Origin of the sequence: Corynebacterium maris DSM 45190 (assembly GCF_000442645.1) — a bacterium.
Classification (GTDB): Bacteria; Actinomycetota; Actinomycetes; order Mycobacteriales; family Mycobacteriaceae; genus Corynebacterium; species Corynebacterium maris.
This window is the reverse complement of sequence record NC_021915.1, coordinates 1,334,839-1,354,267: the sequence shown is the minus strand read 5'-3', so window position 1 is coordinate 1,354,267 and position 19,429 is coordinate 1,334,839. Positions and strand designations below refer to the sequence as shown.

General features: G+C 66.4%; 17 protein-coding genes and 1 tRNA gene. 8 read left to right on the top strand and 10 right to left on the bottom strand.

Annotated elements, in window-relative coordinates; translation table 11 throughout:
• Positions 1–3 precede the first annotated feature (3 nt).
• A complete protein-coding gene (gene pglX, locus B841_RS06385) occupies positions 4–3,216 on the top strand; it encodes a BREX-1 system adenine-specific DNA-methyltransferase PglX (protein WP_020934668.1) in 3,213 nt (1,070 codons plus the stop codon).
• Here pglX and B841_RS06380 read toward each other — a convergent pair.
• The 4 genes from B841_RS06380 to coaE all read right to left on the bottom strand — a co-directional run bounded on the left by B841_RS06380 (position 3,213) and on the right by coaE (position 5,854).
• Complete coding sequence (locus tag B841_RS06380) at positions 3,213–4,322, bottom strand: thermonuclease family protein (protein WP_041631793.1); 1,110 nt, start codon at positions 4,320–4,322, stop codon at positions 3,213–3,215. The two genes, pglX and B841_RS06380, sit on opposite strands and share 4 nt — an antisense overlap.
• 35 nt (positions 4,323–4,357) lie before the next feature.
• Positions 4,358–4,720, bottom strand: a complete 363-nt coding sequence (locus B841_RS06375; protein WP_020934666.1) for a DUF4259 domain-containing protein — start codon at positions 4,718–4,720, stop codon at positions 4,358–4,360.
• Positions 4,721–4,768: 48 nt separating this feature from the next.
• Positions 4,769–5,158, bottom strand: a complete 390-nt coding sequence (locus B841_RS13325; RefSeq protein ID WP_020934665.1) for a DUF4259 domain-containing protein — start codon at positions 5,156–5,158, stop codon at positions 4,769–4,771.
• A gap of 84 nt (positions 5,159–5,242) precedes the next feature.
• Positions 5,243–5,854: a dephospho-CoA kinase gene (gene coaE / locus B841_RS06365; protein WP_020934664.1), complete on the bottom strand. Its 612-nt coding sequence runs from the start codon at positions 5,852–5,854 to the stop codon at positions 5,243–5,245.
• Between the two features lie 53 nt (positions 5,855–5,907).
• Here coaE and B841_RS06360 point away from each other — a divergent pair, with 53 nt between their 5' ends.
• Positions 5,908–6,174 carry a hypothetical protein gene (locus B841_RS06360; RefSeq protein ID WP_020934663.1) on the top strand — a complete coding sequence of 89 codons (267 nt, stop codon included), beginning with the start codon at positions 5,908–5,910 and terminating at the stop codon, positions 6,172–6,174.
• A gap of 88 nt (positions 6,175–6,262) precedes the next feature.
• Here B841_RS06360 and rpsA read toward each other — a convergent pair whose 3' ends face one another.
• The gene (rpsA, locus tag B841_RS06355) at positions 6,263–7,729 is read right to left on the bottom strand and encodes a 30S ribosomal protein S1 (protein WP_020934662.1); all 1,467 of its coding nucleotides are present in this window, start codon (positions 7,727–7,729) and stop codon (positions 6,263–6,265) included.
• Between the two features lie 338 nt (positions 7,730–8,067).
• Here rpsA and B841_RS06350 point away from each other — a divergent pair, with 338 nt between their 5' ends.
• Complete coding sequence (locus B841_RS06350; RefSeq protein ID WP_020934661.1) at positions 8,068–8,811, top strand: class I SAM-dependent methyltransferase; 744 nt, start codon at positions 8,068–8,070, stop codon at positions 8,809–8,811.
• A gap of 76 nt (positions 8,812–8,887) precedes the next feature.
• Positions 8,888–10,408 (top strand): acetaldehyde dehydrogenase ExaC, encoded by a 1,521-nt coding sequence (gene exaC, locus B841_RS06345; RefSeq protein WP_020934660.1) that lies wholly within the window; start codon positions 8,888–8,890, stop codon positions 10,406–10,408.
• Here exaC and B841_RS06340 read toward each other — a convergent pair.
• Both B841_RS06340 and polA read right to left on the bottom strand, forming a co-directional pair.
• Complete coding sequence (locus B841_RS06340) at positions 10,405–11,136, bottom strand: DUF2786 domain-containing protein (protein ID WP_020934659.1); 732 nt, start codon at positions 11,134–11,136, stop codon at positions 10,405–10,407. The genes exaC and B841_RS06340 overlap by 4 nt on opposite strands.
• A gap of 181 nt (positions 11,137–11,317) precedes the next feature.
• Positions 11,318–13,945, bottom strand: a complete 2,628-nt coding sequence (gene polA, locus B841_RS06335; RefSeq protein ID WP_041632149.1) for a DNA polymerase I — start codon at positions 13,943–13,945, stop codon at positions 11,318–11,320.
• A 156-nt stretch (positions 13,946–14,101) separates the two neighbouring features.
• On the opposite strand from polA, the gene B841_RS06330 reads away from it, so the two are divergent.
• The 3 genes from B841_RS06330 (at position 14,102) to B841_RS06320 (ending at position 15,769) form a co-directional block, all read left to right on the top strand.
• Positions 14,102–15,067 carry a DUF368 domain-containing protein gene (locus B841_RS06330; protein ID WP_020934657.1) on the top strand — a complete coding sequence of 322 codons (966 nt, stop codon included), beginning with the start codon at positions 14,102–14,104 and terminating at the stop codon, positions 15,065–15,067.
• An 87-nt stretch (positions 15,068–15,154) separates the two neighbouring features.
• Positions 15,155–15,231, top strand: a tRNA-Leu gene (locus B841_RS06325).
• Between the two features lie 247 nt (positions 15,232–15,478).
• Complete coding sequence (locus tag B841_RS06320) at positions 15,479–15,769, top strand: hypothetical protein (protein WP_020934656.1); 291 nt, start codon at positions 15,479–15,481, stop codon at positions 15,767–15,769.
• A gap of 7 nt (positions 15,770–15,776) precedes the next feature.
• On the opposite strand, the gene B841_RS06315 is transcribed toward B841_RS06320, so the two are convergent.
• On the bottom strand, positions 15,777–16,655 hold the full coding sequence (locus B841_RS06315; RefSeq protein WP_020934655.1) for a GDSL-type esterase/lipase family protein: 879 nt from the start codon (positions 16,653–16,655) through the stop codon (positions 15,777–15,779).
• Positions 16,656–16,783: 128 nt separating this feature from the next.
• Positions 16,784–17,770 (bottom strand): GDSL-type esterase/lipase family protein, encoded by a 987-nt coding sequence (locus B841_RS06310; protein ID WP_169466571.1) that lies wholly within the window; start codon positions 17,768–17,770, stop codon positions 16,784–16,786.
• A 443-nt stretch (positions 17,771–18,213) separates the two neighbouring features.
• Between B841_RS06310 and B841_RS06305 the strand changes: the two genes are divergently transcribed.
• Complete coding sequence (locus B841_RS06305; RefSeq protein WP_020934653.1) at positions 18,214–18,402, top strand: hypothetical protein; 189 nt, start codon at positions 18,214–18,216, stop codon at positions 18,400–18,402.
• Between the two features lie 36 nt (positions 18,403–18,438).
• Here B841_RS06305 and B841_RS06300 read toward each other — a convergent pair whose 3' ends face one another.
• Positions 18,439–19,419: a GDSL-type esterase/lipase family protein gene (locus B841_RS06300; protein ID WP_169466568.1), complete on the bottom strand. Its 981-nt coding sequence runs from the start codon at positions 19,417–19,419 to the stop codon at positions 18,439–18,441.
• Positions 19,420–19,429: the final 10 nt, after the last annotated feature.

Genomic DNA, 19,429 nt, shown 5'->3' with positions numbered 1-19,429 from the left:
GTGATGGATGTCGTGGAGCTACGGGAGTGGGCGGCGTGGGCGCGTGGGGTGTTGGCTGCGTCCGTGCGGGAGCGTGTTGCTGTGGTGATGGCCCGGGGGTCGCCGTGGCGGGCGTCGGATCCGGGGGCAGTCGCGGAGGCGGAGGACGCGCTGGATCGCGGTGTGGATGTGGTGGAGGACGTGGCGACGGCGTGGTTTTATCGGGTGGCGGGGCTGCGGTTGCTGGCTGCGCGGGGGTGGACGGAGATCTCTTTCGCCCCGGATGACGCAGATGCCGCGCTGGGCGCGGAGGCTGAGCGGAGGCTGCTGCTGGCGCGGTGTCGTGCGTGGCGGGAAGTGATGCCGTGGGTGTTCGAGCATGAACCCGGGTATGTGGAGCTGTTGGCCCCGGTGGGAGTGCTGACGCCGGATGGAGTGTGGGAACGGCTGGTGGTGGTGTTGCCGGAGTCGGCGTGTCGCGACGTAGGGGTGTTCGGGTGGCTGCATCAGTTCTACGGCGCGGGGCGTAAGGACGCGGTGTTCGCGGGGTTCCGGCGCAGTGAGAAGGCGTCGGCGGCGGATATTGCGGCGGTGACGCAGCTGTTCACCCCGGAGTGGATCGCCCGCTACCTGGTACAGAACTCGGTGGGACGGGCGTGGTTGGCGGGTCACCCGGAGTCTCGGCTGGCGCGGCGCATGGAGTTGTATGTCCCTCCCCCGGAGGCCAGAGAGGATGTGCGGGCGGTGTCCTGCCCGCAGGAGCTGACGGTGCTGGATCCGGCGTGCGGGGCGGGGCATCTGCTGTTGTACGCGTTTGAGCTGCTGCATGAGATCTACGAGGAAGCGGGGTATGCGACGCCGGATATTCCGGGGTTGATTCTGACCCATAACCTGCACGGATTGGAGATTGATGCCCGGGTGGCGGCGGTGGCGTCGTTTTCGTTGACGGTCACGGCCTGGGACCGGCGCCCGGAGGCTTCCCCGTCGGTGGCACCGCGGGTACGGGTGCTGTCTTCGGTGTCGTTTTCCCCGGAGGAGGTGGCCGAGCTGACCGCGCACTCCCCCGACCCGGTCGCGGAGGCGGATCTGCTCACCGCCTTCGACGACGCCGCGAGCCTGGGGTCGTTGATCCGGATCGACGGTGAGGTCACCCGGCGCGTCCGGGAGCGGCTGGCGACCCGGGAACTGGACGATGGCGTGCGGGCGCGGGTGATGCGGGTGCTGGAGCAGGCGAAGTGGGTGTGCAGTCGGTATGCGGTGGTGGTGACCAATCCCCCGTATATGCGCAGTCGGCATATGACTCCGGTGATGTCTGCGTATCTGCGGGAGCGGTATCCGTCGGCCAAGGCGGATCTGTACTCCGCGTTTGTGGGGCGGTGCCGGGAGTTCGTGTCGGAGGGTGGGTTGGTCGCGATGATCACGATGCACAGCTGGATGTTCACCGGCACGTATGCGCCGCTGCGGCGGGAGTTGCTTGCTAACGCCCGCATCGTCACCCTCGCGCACCTGGGCGTGGGGGCGTTTGCTCAGATCAAGGGGCAGGTGGTGCAGACCGCGGCGTTCGTGCTCGAAGTGGGCGAAGGGCTTGCGGAGCGGCCGGGGGTGTTTGTGCGGGTCACGGAGTATGAGGGGGACGTCGCTAAGCGGGAGGCGTTGCGCAGGGCCGCGGCGGGGGCAGCGCCGGAGCTGTGTTTCGTGCGCGCCGGGTCTGTGTTTGCCCGGATTCCGGGTAGCCCGATCGCGTATTGGTTGGAGCCGGAGGTGGTGGAGGCGTATCGGTCGAGCAGGGTGGTCGGTGATGTGGCGCGGACGGCGAAAGGGATGGACACCGGCGACAATGCGCGGTTTTTGCGCCGCTGGTTCGAGGTGTCGTGGTCGTCGACGTCGCTGTCTGGTGCTCGAGAGGCGGCGCGGTGGTTTCCGTATAACAAGGGTGGCGGGGCGCGGCGTTGGTACGGTCTGCGCGAGCAGGTGATCGATTGGGCTGAGGACGGTGCGGAGGTCAAGGCGGCGCAGGCGAACACGTCCCGGCGTGCGCGGGTGGCCAATGAGCGGCTGTTTTTTACCGAGGGGTTCACGTGGAGCACGGTCTCCCCCGGTGCTTTCGGGGCGCGGTACACCCCGGGCGACGCCATCTTCGACAACGGCGGCAGCACGTTGTTCGCGGAGAAGGAGACGTTATGGGCATTGGGCGGGCTGCTCAACACCCGGTTGTCTGCGCGGTTGCTGGAGTTTCTCGCTCCCACGATCAACACCCAGCCCGGAGACGTGGCCCGGCTGCCGGTCCCGGAGACGCTGCCGGAGATCGGCGCGCAGGTGCGGGAGTGTGTGGCGATCGCGAAGGCCGATTGGGACTGTTATGAAACGTCCATGGATTTCCAGGGCAGTCCCCTGCTTTCCCACGAGGGTTCCCTGGCAGAGCGGGTGCGCGCGCATCTGATGGACGTGGAGGCCTGGCGTGCGCGGATGCGGGTGCTCGAGTGTGAGATCGAGGAGGCTGTCAGCGCGGCTTTCGACGTCCCGGCCCCGACGCAGACGGGGCGGGAGCCGACCTTGTCGTCCCCGGATAAGAAATCAGTGGCCGCGGATCTGGTGTCTTTCGGGGTGGGGTGCATCCTGGGCCGCTATAGCCTGGACGTCCCGGGGTTGGTGTTGGCGGATCAGGGGGCGTCGGTGCGCGACTATCTGGAGCGGGTGCCGGATCCGTCGTTTGCCCCGGCCGCCTCTGCCGCCGTGCCGTTGACGGCGGGGCTGCGTGGCGGGAATGATTTGATCACGCGGTTCGAGGAGTTCCTGGCCGTGGCCTTCGGGCGCGAGCAGGTGGCGGAGAACCTCGAGTTTCTCGCCTCGTGTCTCAAGGTGGCGCGGGTCGAGGACTGGTTCCTGGGGCCCGCCGGGGGTTCCCGCTTTTATGCCGATCATGTGCGCCGGTACAGGAACCGGCCCATCTACTGGTTGTTCTCCAGCGGGTCGGGGTCATTCAACGCGCTGGTGCCCATGCACCGCTACGGCCCCGACACTGTGGCGCAGGTGGGCGGGCAGCTCGCACAGTATCGGAAGGCGGTGCAGGCCACGCACGATCCCCGCCTGCGTGGGGCGCTGACAGAAATCGAGGCGTACCGGGACGAGGTGCTCTCTCCCCTGCGGGCTGATCCGCCGATCGTGGACCTTCATGACGGGGTGCGGGCCAACTACCCGAAGTTCGGGGCGGCGCTGCGGAAAGTGACCGCTCTTTAGATCGGGGTCTTGGTGGTGCAGTCGATGCGCGTGTAGGGACGCCCCTTCGTGTCGACGGCGTTGGGCGGATAGCTTCCGCCGTAGGCGCGGCATCCCGTGTACGTATCCGGCTGTGGTCCCCCGCCACCGGACGGTTGCTGGGCCGTGGGCTGTGGAGGCGTCGAATTTCTGGGCTGTGCGGGTGCCGGCGCGGGAGTGGGGCGAGCGGCCCCGGCGGCCCGCTCCGCCTCACGGGCGGCCTGGCGTTGCTCCTGCTCGACTCGACGTTTTTCCGCGCGCTGTTCCGCTTCGACGCGGCGCCGCTCCTCCTCGGCGGCCTTTTCCCGTCGCTGCTCGTTCTCTTCGTCCGCGGCGCGCTCCAGGCGTTCCAGCACAGGGCGGGTGTCCTCCTCGCCCTCGTCATTGACGCGCACGAAATGATTGTGCACGGCGGCGCCGTCCTTCTGTCCGTCCCGGGGCGTGGCCGTCGCACGCTGGTCGAGGGTGTCCCGGATGGCCGTCAACGACCGGCGATGGTCGTCGAGCTCGTCGTCGCTCAACGAGGCGAGGCTGACGGCTGCCAAAGCAGCCAGCGCCGCGGCGGCGTCCTCGTGGGAGGCCGCCGGCGAGCACCCCAATGCGGGGTCGTGTATCCCTACCCCGGCCTGCTGCGCCTGTTCTTCCGCGGCCTTGACCTCCGGGTAAAATTTCTCGTTGGGCTGATAGAGTGCGGCCACCCCGTACCCGCCCCGCGCGATCTCCGCGTTGATCAGGACATCGTCGCCCGCGACGTAGACCCCCGCCAGCATCCGACCGTACCGGTCGGTGTCCTCCACGTCGGTTTCCAGCTCCACGGCCGTCCCCGGCGGCAGCAGCCCGGTGAGATAATCCGTGGCCTCTTGGGCGTAGCAGCCTTCCAGGCTGCCGGTTTTATCCATTTCCGGGGTGTCCACGCTCAGCAGGCGCACCCGGATCCCGGTCTCCCCGGCGTCGTTGTCCACGATGATCGTGTCGCCGTCGACGACGCGCTCCACGGAATATTCGGGGGTGTCATCGGTGATGACCGTCCACCCCGCCCCAGCGACGGCCACGACACTAACTGCACCCAGTGTTTTCATCCAGCTCATCCGAGCATTATCTCAGGGTTTTCGCCACCGAGAAATCACGCCAGGTCGATGTGCGACTTCGCTTTCCACTCGTGCAGCTTCGCCTCGCCCTCCTGCTGCCACTCGGTGTAGAGCCCGGAGACGGTGCCGTCGGCGAGCACGGCCTCCAGGGACTGGCGCAAGAGGTCCTTGGCCTCCGGGGTCTGCAGCTCGGCGACCTGATCGTCGGAGATACCTTCCGGGAGATTGCCGCCGGCCAGGTGCGCCATCGCCACGACCAACGCCCCGTGGTCGGACTCCAGGTACCGGTGTCCCTTCGTCGGCAGCAGCTCCTTCAGCGGGACGGCGCCTTCCTTGATGTCGTCGAGAAGCTCGGCGGCTTCCTCGTTGTCGAATGGTCCTGTGTTCCACTTATCCATGATTGACATGATAGGGATGTCACCGCCGCGGCACAGACCCGGCCTCGGTCACACGCTTAAGATCCCGCCCTGTGGGCGCACCGCCTTCGCCGAAGCCAGCCACATGTCCAGCTCTCCGGTGGCCTCCCAGATCGCGTACAACGGCGACACGTCCTCATCGAGGATGGACTCGTATTGCCGGTTCAACCATGTTCGCGCCTCGACGCTGTGCAGCGGGAGCAGATCGTCATGGACGATTCCCCGCGGCAACCGACCCGCAGCGCATCTCTGCACTAACGCGGACAAGGCGATGATCACTGCGGCATCTTCAGTGTCGAGAACCGCGTCGGCGGCGCACTCAAACCGGAACTGGTCGAAATTAAAACAGTCAGAACGAATATCGCGCAACAGGTCCTGCGCTGCATCGTTGTCGAATGGACCGACATTCCAGGTACCCATGACCAGTCACCGTAACCTGCGATAGAGAACACAAGTTGAATACCAGGAGAACTCTTCTCCCCTTCCCCCAGACCGGGCCCGTCTCTACGTTCTTCCTGCGCCCCGGCCGCGGATGACGCGGACGAGCTGATCGACCTGCTCCCCCAGCGCCTCCACGGGGCCGTTGTTGTCGATGACGACGTCCGCGGCGGCCAACCGCTCGGCGTCGGCGACCTGTGCGGCAATGCGGCGACGGGCGTCCTCCTCGGTCAGTCCGCGGGTGGCGACCAGACGCCGGATGCGCTCCTCGACGTCCACGTCCACGACCACGGTCAGGTCCATGTTTTTGTCCACCCCTTGCTCCACGAGCAGGGGCATGTCGTAGACCACGGCATCGGATCCGGCGTCCTTCGCCTCCTGAAAGCGCCGCTCCCGCAACTCCTGGATCCGCGGGTGCGTGATGGCGTTGAGCAGCTCGGTGCGCTCCTTGTCGACGAACGCGCGCGCCGCCAACTCGGAACGGTTCAGGGAACCGTCCGCGAGCAGCACGTCCTGCCCGAAGGCCTCGGCCAACTCCGCCAACGCCGGTTGGCCCGGCTCCACCACCTCGCGGGCGAGCTGATCCGCGTCCACCACCGGGAATCCGTGCTCGGCGAGCAATTTCGCGACGGTCGACTTTCCGCTCCCGATCCCTCCGGTGAGCCCAATCATCTTCATGAACTACATGCTAGCGAGCACTAGGCTCGAAGGAAGAACAAGGAGGAAAAGTCATGTTGACGTACGAACCTGCCCGGAAAGTGGCGGAGGACATGCTGGGAAGCCGCACCGCGGCCAATTCCTACACCAACGGCACCCACGCCGTGTTTTATCCGGCGCCCACCGTCTTGGCGGACGGAACGGAGGTGCCCGTGGTCGGTCTCGGCCCCTGCGTCGTGGAATTGGACACGGGGCAGGCGCATGTTTATCCGGCCGCGCCCGAAAAGTGGCCCGAGTGGGTCGCCCACGACGAAGGCCGGTCCTTCGTCCCGCGTGGCTGACTACGTCCCCGGAAAGGACTGACGGGCCCCGCTTCCCAAGAGGAAGTGGGGCCCGTCAGTGTTCTACTTGGCGGTTAAGGCGTGTGCCTTAGTTGCCGGCGAGCTTCTCGCGCAGTGCGGCGAGCTGCTCGTCGGAAGCCAGGGAGCCACCGGTCTCTTCCGGCTCGGCGGCGGAGGCTGCCGGAGCAGCAACCTCGTCGTCGGTCTCGGAGGAGTAGTTGGCCGGAGCCTCGGCTGCCTCGGCGGCAGCGGCACGGTGACGCTCGATCTGGGCGGCGTGAGCCTGGTAGCGACGCTCTGCTTCTGCGTAGCGTGCCTCCCATGCCTCGCGCTGCTCGTCGAAGCCCTCCATCCACTCGTTGGTCTCCGCGTCGAAGCCCTCCGGGAAGATGTAGTTGCCCTGCTCGTCGTAGGAGTCGGCCATGCCGTAGCGGGACGGGTCGAACTCGTCGGTGAAGTCGTCGTCGGCCTGCTTGAGCGACAGGGAGATGCGGCGACGGTCCAGGTCGATGTCGATGACCTTGACCATGACCTCTTCGCCGACGTTGACGATCTGGTCCGGGACGTCCACGTGGCGCTGAGCCAGCTCGGAGATGTGGACCAGGCCCTCGATGCCCTCTTCGACGCGGACGAAGGCGCCGAACGGGACGAGCTTGGTGGCCTTGCCCGGGACGATCTGGCCCACAGCGTGGGTGCGGGCGAAGACGCGCCACGGGTCCTCCTGGGTCGCCTTCAGCGACAGGGAGACGCGCTCGCGGTCGAGATCGACGTCGAGGACCTCGACGGTGACCTCGTCGCCGACGGTGACGACCTCGGACGGGTGGTCGATGTGCTTCCAGGACAGCTCAGAGACGTGAACCAGTCCGTCGACGCCGCCAAGATCGACGAAGGCGCCGAAGTTGACGATGGAGGACACGATGCCCTTGCGGACCTGGCCCTTCTGCAGCTGGTTGAGGAACTCGGAGCGGACCTCGGACTGGGTCTGCTCGAGCCATGCGCGGCGGGAGAGCACGACGTTGTTGCGGTGCTTGTCCAGCTCGATGATCTTGGCTTCGAGCTCCTGGCCGATGTAGGGCTCCAGGTCGCGGACGCGACGCATCTCGACGAGGGAAGCCGGCAGGAAGCCGCGAAGTCCGATGTCCAGGATGAGGCCGCCCTTGACGACCTCGATGACGGTGCCGGTGACCGGCTCGTCGTTGGCCTGCAGCTCTTCGATGCGGCCCCAGGCGCGCTCGTACTGAGCACGCTTCTTGGACAGGATCAGGCGACCTTCCTTGTCCTCCTTGGTGAGGACCAGGGCGTCGATTTCTTCGCCGAGCTCGACGACCTCTTCGGGTGCGACGTCATGCTTGATCGACAGCTCGCGGGACGGGATGACGCCCTCGGTCTTGTAACCGATGTCGAGCAGAACCTCGTCGTGGTCGACCTTGACGACGGTGCCAGAGACGATATCGCCGTCGTTGAAGTACTTGATGGTCGCGTCGACCGCGGCGAGGAAGTCCTCAGCGTTGCCGATGTCGTTGATGGCGACCTGAGGGGCGTTAGAAGTGGGCATAAGTTAGGGTTGCTCCGGATGACATAGGAGATCGTGAATGGACAGAATCGTATCTCTCGAAATCTGGGACTTGCCGCACGACTTCGATCTCACGTCGATGATCAACGGGAATCCTCCTACTACAATCCCCGCCACCATGATGCAGTGACACGCGCATTAAATCCTAGCCTTTATTGAATCCGCTAGCAAATACCGTTCCCGCTGATCACTCTATGCGCGGGCCCGCCCGCCACATGCGCCACACGAGTGCGCGCACAGCCCTCGAGTTGCCGGCGAGAAGCCTTCGGGTTACTGGCCCCGAATTCGCCTTCTCGGCCGGAAACCTAGACTGGTCAGCCATGGACACCGACATCGCGCAGGCGAACCGCACCTGGTGGGACGGCGACGCCGAGCGCTACCACCACTCCCACGCCTCTTACCTTTCCTCCTTCTACTGGTGTCCGGAAATGCTCCACGAGGCCGACGCGCAGCTGCTCGGCGACGTCTCCGGAGCCACGGTCCTGGAGCTCGGCGGTGGGTCCGCCCCGTGCGCGAGCTGGCTCGCCGGCCAGGGCGCAGATTTTGTCACCGCCTTCGACATCTCCATGGGCATGCTCACCCGCGCCGACCGCGACGCGGGCGTGGGCCTGGTCCAGGCCGACGCGCAGGCGCTGCCCTACCGGAGCGATTCTTTCGACGTCGTGTTCTCTGCGTTCGGCGCGCTGCCCTTCGTTCCGGACGTGGACGCCGTGTTGCGCGACGTCGCGCGCGTGATGAGGCCCGGGGGCCGACTCGTCTTTTCCGTCAACCACCCGATGCGGTGGGTGTTCGCCGACGACCCCGGGGTCGCCGGACTGACCGCCATGATCCCCTACTTCGAGCGTTCCTACATCGAAACCGACGACGCCGGCGACGTCGTCTACGCCGAATACCACCGCACGTTCGGCGACTGGGTGCGTGCCATCAACGGCGCAGGCCTGAAACTTGTCGACGTCCTGGAACCCGCCTGGCCCGACGGCCTCGAAGAAACCTGGGGGCAGTGGTCCCCGTTGCGCGGCAGGATCTTCCCCGGCACGGCGATCTTCCTCACGGAACTTCCCTGAGAAAACTATGGCGCCAATCACCTAGGTTGGCCTAACATGATCCACAACACCAATCGTGCTTCATGGAGGTTCACCGATGACCGTTTACGCCGCCCCCGGAACCGAAGGTTCCATCGTCACTTTCCGCGACCGCTACGACCACTACATCGGCGGCGACTGGGTCGCGCCGGCGGAAGGTCAGTACCTGGACAACGTCACCCCCGTCACCGGCGAGGTCTTTTGTCAGGTGGGCCGCGGCACCGCCGCCGACGTCGAGAAGGCCCTCGACGCCGCGCATGCGGCCGCCCCCGCCTGGGGCAAGACCTCCCCCGCCGAACGCGCCCTGATTCTGCACCGCATCGCCGACCGGATGGAAGAGAACCTGGAGAAGATCGCGGTCGCCGACACCTGGGACAACGGCAAGGCCGTACGCGAGACCCTGGCCGCCGACATCCCGCTCGCCATCGACCACTTCCGCTACTTCGCCGGCGCCATCCGCGCCCAGGAGGGCCGCCTGTCGCAGATCGACGACGACATGGTCGCCTACCACTTCAACGAGCCGCTCGGCGTCGTCGGCCAGATCATCCCCTGGAACTTCCCCATCCTGATGGCCACCTGGAAGATTGCCCCGGCCCTGGCGGCCGGCAACGCCATCGTCCTCAAGCCCGCTGAGCAGACCCCGGCCTCGATCCTTTACCTCATGGAACTGATCGGCGACCTGCTCCCTGACGGCGTGCTCAACATCGTCAACGGCCTCGGCGACGAAGCCGGCGCGGCTCTGTCCGGCTCGGACCGGATCGCCAAGATCGCGTTCACCGGCTCCACCGGGGTCGGCAAGATCATCAATAAGGCCGCCGCCGACAAAATCATTCCCGTCACCCTGGAACTGGGCGGGAAGTCCCCGTCGCTGTACTTCCCCGACATCATGGACAAGGACGACGCCTTCCGGGAGAAGGCCGTCGAGGGCTTCGCCATGTTCGCCCTCAACCAGGGCGAGGTCTGCACCTGCCCGTCGCGCGCCCTGGTGCATGAGTCGATCGCGGATGAGTTCCTTGAGCTCGGCGTCAAGCGCGTCCAGTCGATCAAGGTCGGCAACCCGCTGGACACCGACATCATGATGGGTGCGCAGGCCTCACAGGAGCAGATGGACAAGATCACCGGGTACTTGAAGCTCGGCCCGGAGGAAGGCGCGCAAACCTTGACCGGCGGCAACGTCAACGAGCTCGAGGGTCTGGAGGGCGGCTTCTACATCGAGCCGACCGTGTTCAAGGGCGACAACACCATGCGGGTGTTCCGCGAGGAGATCTTCGGCCCCGTCCTGTCGGTGACCACGTTCAGCGACTACGACGAGGCGATCCGCATCGCCAACGACACCAACTACGGCCTCGGCGCCGGCGTGTGGGCGCGCAACGGCACCACCGCATACCGTGCCGGACGCGACATCCAGGCCGGTCGTGTGTGGGTCAACCAGTACCACTCCTACCCGGCCCACGCCGCCTTCGGCGGTTACAAGGAATCCGGCATCGGCCGCGAGAACCACCTGATGATGCTCGCGCATTACCAGCAGACGAAGAACCTGCTGGTCTCCTACGCCGAGAACCCGACCGGCCTGTTCTAGGCGTCGATCGCCCGGCGCCCGCCGAAGCGTCGCTGCCCGAGATCAGCCCGGGAGGCCTCCGCGCCTCCCGCGGCGAAGGCGGCGGCGTCCAGTTTGCGACGGCTGCGGTGGTTGGTGACGTAGCCGTCGCTGCCGGCCAGCATCTCGTCCATGTACTCGCGGGCGCGGGCGGCGTCATCGATTAAGGCGAGTCCATACCCCGGCTGTGATTCTTCGATGCGCGCCTCCGCCTGCTTCAGGCGCCGGAAGATCGCGTTGGAGTATCCGTGCATGAAGGAGCGGCGCCGCGCCACCAGTGAGGCGGCGAGCGGGTCGTCGAGATCCTCCGACAGATTCATCGCCAAGGCGATCATCTTTGGTTTCAGGATCGCGAAGAGCAGGTCGACTCTCTCAACATGGCGGGCCACCCCGTAGACGGTGCCTGTGGTGATCGACGTCGCCCGCGGGCGCCGCACTCCTAACGCCACGCAGTGCAAACCCGACGAGATGCAGTTGAGCAGCTGCATCTGCATGTCCGTGTAGGAGCCGCTGAACTCGTAGGCTCGGCTGGTCATGCCGTCTTCGCCCGCACCCGGCGCGGCGAGGTCGCGCTCGTCGAAGCCGTAGCGGGCCATGAGGTCGAAGGCCTTCTCGTAGAAGGTGTCGCCTTCGGGCGTGCCTTCCCGGTCGGCGGCTTGGTTGAGTAGTTTCTGGACTCTGGATTTGAGGTCGTCGGTGTCCCGCGCCATGTGTGTTTTCTCCCCCGGTGGTGGTGTCGTGACCGGCGCACCTGATTGTGCGCACGTCTTCGAGTATCGGCGTGGGGGCACGTGGGCGGCGGTTGTCCCGGGTGTCGCTGTGGACAATCGCGCAGAGGCGGCGTTGTCCACAGTCGCGCACCGGCCGGAGGGCACGGGGGCGCAGTTGGCGCTAGTGCGCGGCCTCGTCCCAGTTGGCTCCCGAAGCGGCGGAGACTTCCAGCGGGACGCGCAGGGTGATCGCGCCGTCCATTTCGCGTTCGAGGATCTCGCGGACCTGCTCGACTTCCCCGGCGGCGACTTCGACGACGAGTTCGTCGTGGACCTGCAGCAGCACCCGGGATTTCACGCCGGCGTCGGCGAAAGCGTTGTCCACGCGGATCATGGCGACCTTGATGATGTCCGCGGCCGTGCCCTGGATGGGCGCGTTGAGGGCGGCGCGTTCGGCGTTGTCGCGGGCGACGCGGTTGTCGGAGTTGAGTTCCGGCAGGTAGCGGCGGCGTCCGAATAGCGTCGAGGTGTAGCCGTCCTTGCGCGCTTGGTCGACGACGTCGGCGAGGTATTTCTGTACCCCGCCGAAGCGTTCGAAGTAGCTGTCCATGATGGATTTGGCTTCGCCGGCCGGGATGTTCAGCTGTTGGCCGAGGCCGAAGGCGCTGAGCCCGTAGACCAGGCCGTAGCTCATGGCTTTGACTCGGCGGCGCAGTTCCGGGGTGACCTGGTCGATGGGGACGTCGAAGACGCGTGAGCCGACGTAGTTGTGCAGGTCCTCGCCTTCCTTATAAGCCGCGATCAGGCCGGGGTCCTGTGAGAGGTGCGCCATGACGCGCATTTCGATCTGGGAATAGTCGGCGGTCAGCAGGGTTTCGTAGCCTTCGCCGACGACGAAGGCGGAGCGGATTTTGCGGCCGGCCTCGGTGCGCACCGGGATGTTTTGCAGGTTCGGTTCCGTCGAGGACAGCCTGCCGGTGGAGGCGACGGTCTGGTTGAAGGTGGTGTGGATGCGGCCGTCGTCACGCACCGTTTTGATCAGGCCTTCGAGCGTGGACTTCATCTTCTGGTACTCGCGGTGCGCCAGCAGGTGGTCCAGGAAGGGGTGCGGGTGCTTGGTCGCCAACGCCTCGATTTCCTTGGCGGCGGTCGAGTAGCCGGTCTTGGTTTTCTTCGTCTTCGGCAGGTCGAGGGTCTCGAAGAGCACGGCCTGCAGCTGCTTCGGGCTCGACAGGTTCAGGTCGGGCTGGTCGACGAGCTCGCGGGCCTTGGCTTCGACGTCGGCGGTCTGCTGGGTGAAGGTCTTGAGCTGATCTTCCAGCACCTCGACGTCGACGGCGATGCCGAGGCGCTCCATGCGCGCGAGATTCGAGACCAGCGGCAGCTCCAGGTCGAGGTAGAGCTCGTACTCGGAGATCTCCTGCAGCTGGACGGTCAACTGCTCCGCCAGCTCCAGGATCGCGGCGGCGGAGTCCACCAGGGAGGTGTCGCCCAGCAGCGAGAGTTGGTCGCTGGGCTCGGCCAGCTGGCGCTGGAGATGGCGCTGGTAGACGTCGCGCAGACCGTAGGTGCGCTGACCGGGGCGCAGCAGATAGGCGGCGATCGCGGTGTCGTGGGCGATGCCGTTGAGCTCCAGGCCGCGGCCGGCGAGCATGTGGAAGGCAGCTTTGGCCTCATGCAGGTACTTCGGGTCCTCGGAGGCCAGCCATTCGGCCAGGACCTTCTCGTCTTCCGGGCTGAGCTCAGCCAGTTCGACGCTGAGGCCGTGGCGGTCCACGTCGCACAGCGCGAGGGCGGTGGCGTCGCCGCCGAAAGGGTCGGCCTCCCCGACGACGTGCAGCGCCAGCCCCTGGCCGCGGCGGGCGGTGAGCCACTTCGCCAGCGGTTGCTCGTCGATCACGACGTCGGACAATTCCACCGCATCCTCGGCCGGGGCGGAACCGTCGTTGGGCACGACCGCCAGCACGCGTTCGCGCAGGTTCGCGCCGAACTCTAAGTCATCGAACTGCGCCGCGACCTCGGCGACCTTCGCCGGGCTGAGCGCCAATTCATCGGGGCCGACGGGCAGCTGCATGTCGGTGACCATCTGGGTCAGCTCACGGTTGAGCTGGACCTGCTCGATGCGTTCGCGGAAGTTGTCGCCGGCCTTGCCCTTGATCTCTTCGGCGCGATCGATCAGCGCGTCTAAGGAGCCGTAGTTCTGGATCCACTTCGTGGCCGTTTTGTCGCCGACGCCGGGGATGTTCGGCAAGTTGTCGGACGGGTCGCCGCGCAGCGCGGCGAAGTCGGGGTACTGCGCCGGGGTCAGCCCGTACTTCTCCTCCACCGCCTCCGGGGTGTAGCGCTTCAGGTTCGATACGCCGCGCACCGGGTACAGGACGGTGGTGTTGTCGTCGACGAGCTGGAAGTAGTCGCGGTCGCCGGTGACGATGAGCACCTCGTAGTCCAGCGGCCGGGCGGCGGTGGTCAGCGTGGCGATGATGTCATCGGCCTCGTAGTTCTCCCGGCTTAAGGTCGTGATGCCGAGCGTCCCTAAGACCTCGTCGAGGATGCCGACCTGTCCCTTGAACTCTTCCGGGGTCGCGGCGCGCTGCGCCTTGTAATCGGGGAACTTCTCGGTGCGGAAGGTCTTGCGGCCGACGTCGAAGGCCACTGCGACCGAATCCGGCTTTTCCTCCGCCAACAAGTTGGAGAGCATGGACAAAAAGCCGTAGACGGCGTTCGTGTGCTGGCCCCCGGTCGTGGAGAAGTTTTCGGCTGGCAGGGCGTAGAAGGCGCGGAAGGCCATCGAGTGCCCGTCGATAAGCAGTAGTCGAGTCACGCCCACCGAGTCTAGCCGTCGAGGTTTGCGGGCACCTCCGCCCCCGCGGAAACCCGGAGATCCCGACCGCGTCGCCATGACGGGAATAAGCCCTGCATGGAGTAAACTTCCCGCAGTCCCAGTTCGACGACCCTCGAGGAACACATGTCCAGCGCAACATCAGAGACCTCCACGTCAGTCGCCCCCGCGCGGCGGTTCAACCTGTGGGAGGTGATCGCCAACGCTGTCCGCGGCTTCTTGGTCGGCATGGTCGAACTCATCCCGGGCATCTCCGGTGGCACGGTGGCCTTGGTGGTGGGCATCTACGAGCGCCTGCTCGATCAGGCCTCCGCCCTTTTCGCCGCCGTCAAGGCGCTGTTCACGGACCGCCAGTCCGTCCCCGCCCGGCTGCGCAGCCTCGACTGGGCGCTGCTGGCTCCGGTGGCCGTCTTCATGGTCGTGGCCGTCTTCGTCATGTCCGGCCCGCTGACCACCTTCGTGACCACCTACCCGGCCGTCTCCCGCGCCCTGTTCTTGGGCATGGTCGCGGTCTCGGTGATCGTGCCGCTGCGGATGGTCTACGCCCCGGACCTGAAGAGCAAGCCCTGGGTGTGGATCCTGTTCGTGCTGGCGGCCATCGCCACCTTCATCGGCACCGGCTTCACCGCCGCGCCGCAGGAGGACCCCTCGCTGCCGATCATCTTCGTCGCCGCGGCGGTCGCGGTGTGCGCGCTCGTGCTGCCGGGCGTCTCCGGCTCCTTCTTCCTGCTGGCGGTCGGGCTGTACGAGCCGGTCATGGGCGCGCTGTCCGACCGCGACTGGTCCGTGATCGGCGTATTCATCCTGGGTGCGCTCACCGGCATCGTGCTGTTCATCCGGGTGCTGCGCTGGCTGCTGGACCGTCACCGCACCGTCGCCCTGGTGACCATGGCCGGGCTCATGCTGGGCTCACTGCGCGCCCTGTGGCCCTGGCAGGACGCCGACGCCAACCTCCTGGCCCCGGGCGCCGACTGGCCGCAGATGCTGATGTGGACGCTGCTGGGCGCCGGCGTGGTCGCCCTGATGATCTACATCGAGTACCGCACCCCGCAGCGCCCGGCCCACACCGTGGCCTCTCACGACCCTTCCTGACCCCCTCCGCCTCCTCGAGCGGCGCCGTGGGCACCCGATTCGGATCTGCGGCGCCTGGTGGGCTAAACTTCTGTCTCACGCACTACCGCCCTAGTAGCCCAATTGGCAGAGGCAACGGATTCAAAACCCGTCCAGTGTGGGTTCGAGTCCCACCTGGGGCACCATGACCAGCGGAAACGCTGCAAGGGTCACCCGGAAAACGGTTTAGATTTCCATACAGTGACCAAGAATTCCCCGGCTCCCACAAGGAGAGCCGGGGAATTTTTTGGGTTAAGCACCGACGGTGAGTCCTAAGGGTCGTTACAACCCTTCCCGACGAGGTGCTTTTGCGGCTAAAATCAATGTCTGGCCACCACCCTGACCGGACCACGTGCCGATCAGTTTCCCCACTGCCATCCACCAGGAGAAGCCATGTCTTATACCACCCGGGACCTCACCCGTCTGGCCGCCGCCGTCGCGGCCAGCGGCGCCCTGCTGCTGGGCAGCGCGGTGACCCCGCCGACGGCTGACGCGACCGTCGTCACCGGAATCGATTACCTCTCCTCCGGATCCGCCGAACTCGCCCAGCACTTCCCCGACGTCGCCTCAGCGCTGTGGCTGCTCGCCGCCGTGCCCGTGATCGGCTCGTCGATTCTGTCCTCGATCATCGGCATCCCGCAGTGCGGGCTGCACGACACCCGGGGTTGCCCGACCGGCCGCTAGATCGGCACTAAAACAGCGGGGCCGCGTTGTTGCGGGCCAACGCCGCATGCCCCAGGTCGGTCGGGTGCATCGACATCGTGTAGTCCGGCGACGTGGTGTCGACGATGCCCGCGACGTAACGCTGGGAATCATTCGGCGAGCAGGTGTTGTGCCCGCGGGTCAGGGCGTAGTTGTCCACGAAGGTCATTCCCGCCGCCTCGGCGGCGTCCCGCTGCATGTCACGCAATACTCCCTCGCCGTACGCCCCCGGAACCGGAATGCCCATGGGCACCTGCGGCACGACGTTGAACACGCAGACCCCGCTGCCGTTGGTGATCTCCGGGTAACCGGCGAGCACGATGCGGGCATTCGGCGCGGCCGCGCGGATCTTGGCCGCGGCGGAGTGCATGTGGCCGGTGAAGCGCTCGGCGATGACCGGCACATTCAGGAAAGGCGCGCCCTCTCGGACGCCGAAGGGGCCGAAATCGTTGCCGCCGATGTTCATGATCACCGCATGCGTGCCGGCGTTGATGTCACCCGCGCCGATGGCGGCGTCCAAGCGGGAGAGCACGGACTGGGAGGTCTCCGCGGTGCAGGACCAGTCATCGACCCGCAGGCCGGTCTGGTCCGCCAACTGCCGGGGCCAGTTCATCGGCGACTGCAGGCAACCGCCGCGGCTGGGGTAACCATCGGTGGAAGACCCCGGCAGGTTCGACGAGAGGCCGCCCGCGGCATGGTTTTTGAACTGATCCGGCGAGGCCGTGTAAGAATCGCCGAAAGTGACGACGTTTCCGGACTGGGCCGTGGCGGTGGCCGGGGTGAACAACGCAGAGAACACCAGAGCCACGGCGGCCATGGCTACGGCGAGGACGGCGGGTGTGGTGGCGCGCCGGGGCAGGGTGAGCATTTTCGTCAATCTCCAGTAGGTCAGAGGGAAGTGCGCAGGCCACAGCCGGCGCGGCGTTCAGAGCGGGACAAGGTGGGGTCAGTATACGCAGACCCCAGACCCCGTGGGGGCAGTCTTTCTAGGGGGCTTCATCCGATGGGCGTCGGGGACTCGGACGAGCCAGAGGACAGGGAGGACAACGCGGACGACAAGTCTGCTGACGTGAGGTCGTCCAGGGCTTCCGGTTCCTCAGAGGGAAGCCCGAGAGCGGCGGCGTTATTAGCGGCGATCGCGCTGTGCCCCAGGCCCGTCGGGTGCATGATCATTTCGTAGGCCGGGCTGGTGACGTCCAGGATCCCAGACACGTACCGCAGGGCGTCATCGGGGCTGCAGGTGTCATGGCCTTCCGTGAGCTCATAGTTGTCGACGAAACTCATCCCGGTCGCATCAGCAGCGTGGCGTTGCATGTCCCGGAGAGAGCGTTCGACGAGTTCGCCGGGGAAGGGAACTCCCAGCGGCTGCTCCGGCAGAACCTGAATGAAGCACAGGCCAGTGCCGTTGGTGACCTGCGGGTAGCCGGAGATGACCAAGTGAGCTTCGGGGGCGACGGCCCGAACCTTGTCGGCGGCTTCCTGCATGTTCTGCGCGTAGCGGTCCACCATCCCCGGGACACTGGATAAGGGGGCGCCTTCCAGGACCCCGGCAGGCCCGAAGTCGTTGCCGCCGATCGCGAAGATGACCGCCTGCGTATCTGGGCTGATGTCGCCGGCGCCGATGGCGCGGTCGATCCGGTCCAGCATCCCTGCGGTGGTGTCTGCGGTGCAGGACCAGTCGGCGACCTCTAGCCCGGTCTGTGCCGCCAGCTGGCGCGGCCAGTTATAGGGCGATTGCAGGCAGCCGCCGGTCTGCGGATATTCCTCCGACGCCGACGAAGACGGCACGGAGCTGGCGGCGATGCCGTTGAGCCATTGATCGGGACTCGCCGTGTAGGAGTCGCCGAAGGTGACGATATTTCCGGGCGGGGCCGGTGTCTGTGCCTTTGCCTGCACCGGTGCAGCGAGCGCCGCGGTCAGCATCACGACAATCGCGGCGAAAGTGACGGCGGGCAGACGGGCCCATCGGTGTCGGGCGGTCATGTTCATCAGCCTCCAGTGGCGCGAGATTAGGCGCGCCCGTTGTTTTCACGGGGACCAGTCCTCCGTCCCCACAGTGTGGCCGATACCTCTACAGGCACACCAACCACATACGCAACACAGGCAACTATAATCCCTTTTCATTACGGGGTTGTGTGGGGCCCGACCCCTCCCCTCCCCGCGCCTCACTCTGCGCAGGCAGGAAGGGGGCCGCAAAATAACGAAGCCTGGCCGCAAGGCCAGGCTCATCGCACACCCGCAGGAGCTCTTCTCGCCCCGCCGTCGCCGAGCTCTCCAGCCAGATCTCCTTCGACGGTCTCACGCGACAGCGTATCGAGGACAGCTCGCTGCTGCTCCGGGACTGGCTGGGTGGGCTGCTGGAGGCCACGACACTCGACGCTCTCGCGCATCCCTTGGCTACCTCGGCCCTGGGTAAAATGCCGGGCATGCACTACTACCACGGCAAGGGAAAGCTGTACCGCTCCATGGACGAAGGCTGGCAGGAATACGTCCCGGGCAGAGGCTGGGTCACCTCCTATCACGGCGAGGGGCAGGTGATGAACCACCCGGACGATTTCCCTGAAATCGCCCAGCACGCCGCCATTGAGCTGGCGATGACCCTCGAAGACAACTAAGTCACATCCCGCGCCGCGGAACGCCGGGCAGGGGCTTTAAGACGATCCGGAGGACATCGGCGCCGAAGAGCCGGACGACGCCGTGGACGACAACGCCGACGACATGCTCGCGGACTGCGCCCACTCGGGGGCCTCGTCGGTGACGTCCGTGAAGCCTAAGGCGCGGGCGTTGTGCGCGGCGATCGCGGCATGTCCCAGGTTGGTCGGGTGGACGGCCATTTCATAGGCCGGGCTGGTGAAGTCGACGATCCCGGACACGTAGCGCTGGTCGTCGTCTCGGCTGCAGGTGTCGTGCCCGGCGGTCAGCGCGTAGTTGTCCACGAAGTCCATCCCCGCGGCCGCGGCGCCTTGGCGCTGCATGTCGCGGATCATCTGTTCCGCGTACGCCCCGGGCAGCGGGACGCCCAGCGGCAGATTCGGGATCAGGTGGACGAAACACATGGCGTATCCGTTGGTGACCTGCGGGTAGCCGGAGACGACCAGCTGGGCGCCCGGGGCGACGGAGCGCACCTTGTCCGCGGCCTGCCGCATCTGTTGCGCGTGTTGTGCCTGCAGGGTGCCCGTGCTGGAGACCAGCGGCCCCTGGTTTTGCATCGCGGGGGTGAAGTCGTTGCCGCCCACCGAGAAGATCACCGCGCGGGTCGACGGGGTGATCACGCCTTCCTCGATCGCATGATCGATCCGGCCGAGCATGCCGGCGGTGTTCTGTGCGGTACACGACCAGTCGTCGACCTCCAGGCCGGTCTTGTCCGCCAGCTGCCGGGGCCAGTTATACGGCGACTGCAGACAGCCGGCGGTCATCGGGTAGTCCGCCGGCGGCGGTGGCGTCGGCAGGGGGCTGGCCAGCATGCCGTTGAGCCATTCGTCCGGGCTCGAGGTGTAAGAGTCGCCGAACGTGACGACGTTTCCGCTTTGCGCCTGTGCTGGAGTCGGCGCAGACAGCCCCGCCGCCACTACGGCGACGGCGGCCACGACGGCGGCGACGAGCTTTCGTGTCCTGGTGTTATGGGCGAGCATGGTCATCAAC

Bases quoted from the DNA above. Each gene is read 5' to 3' on its own strand.
- B841_RS06330 (WP_020934657.1), top strand. From the start codon at position 14,102: ATGTCCAGCGCAACATCAGAGACCTCCACGTCAGTCGCCCCCGCGCGG.
- B841_RS13325 (WP_020934665.1), bottom strand. From the start codon at position 5,158: ATGGGTACCTGGAATGTCGGTCCATTCGACAACGATGCAGCGCAGGAC.
- B841_RS06360 (WP_020934663.1), top strand. From the start codon at position 5,908: ATGTTGACGTACGAACCTGCCCGGAAAGTGGCGGAGGACATGCTGGGA.
- B841_RS06320 (WP_020934656.1), top strand. From the start codon at position 15,479: ATGTCTTATACCACCCGGGACCTCACCCGTCTGGCCGCCGCCGTCGCG.
- pglX (WP_020934668.1), top strand. From the start codon at position 4: ATGGATGTCGTGGAGCTACGGGAGTGGGCGGCGTGGGCGCGTGGGGTG.
- B841_RS06375 (WP_020934666.1), bottom strand. From the start codon at position 4,720: ATGGATAAGTGGAACACAGGACCATTCGACAACGAGGAAGCCGCCGAG.
- B841_RS06380 (WP_041631793.1), bottom strand. From the start codon at position 4,322: ATGAGCTGGATGAAAACACTGGGTGCAGTTAGTGTCGTGGCCGTCGCT.
- B841_RS06350 (WP_020934661.1), top strand. From the start codon at position 8,068: ATGGACACCGACATCGCGCAGGCGAACCGCACCTGGTGGGACGGCGAC.
- B841_RS06310 (WP_169466571.1), bottom strand. From the start codon at position 17,770: ATGACCGCCCGACACCGATGGGCCCGTCTGCCCGCCGTCACTTTCGCC.
- B841_RS06340 (WP_020934659.1), bottom strand. From the start codon at position 11,136: ATGGCGCGGGACACCGACGACCTCAAATCCAGAGTCCAGAAACTACTC.
- B841_RS06300 (WP_169466568.1), bottom strand. From the start codon at position 19,419: ATGCTCGCCCATAACACCAGGACACGAAAGCTCGTCGCCGCCGTCGTG.
- rpsA (WP_020934662.1), bottom strand. From the start codon at position 7,729: ATGCCCACTTCTAACGCCCCTCAGGTCGCCATCAACGACATCGGCAAC.
- B841_RS06305 (WP_020934653.1), top strand. From the start codon at position 18,214: ATGCACTACTACCACGGCAAGGGAAAGCTGTACCGCTCCATGGACGAA.
- coaE (WP_020934664.1), bottom strand. From the start codon at position 5,854: ATGAAGATGATTGGGCTCACCGGAGGGATCGGGAGCGGAAAGTCGACC.
- exaC (WP_020934660.1), top strand. From the start codon at position 8,888: ATGACCGTTTACGCCGCCCCCGGAACCGAAGGTTCCATCGTCACTTTC.
- B841_RS06315 (WP_020934655.1), bottom strand. From the start codon at position 16,655: ATGCTCACCCTGCCCCGGCGCGCCACCACACCCGCCGTCCTCGCCGTA.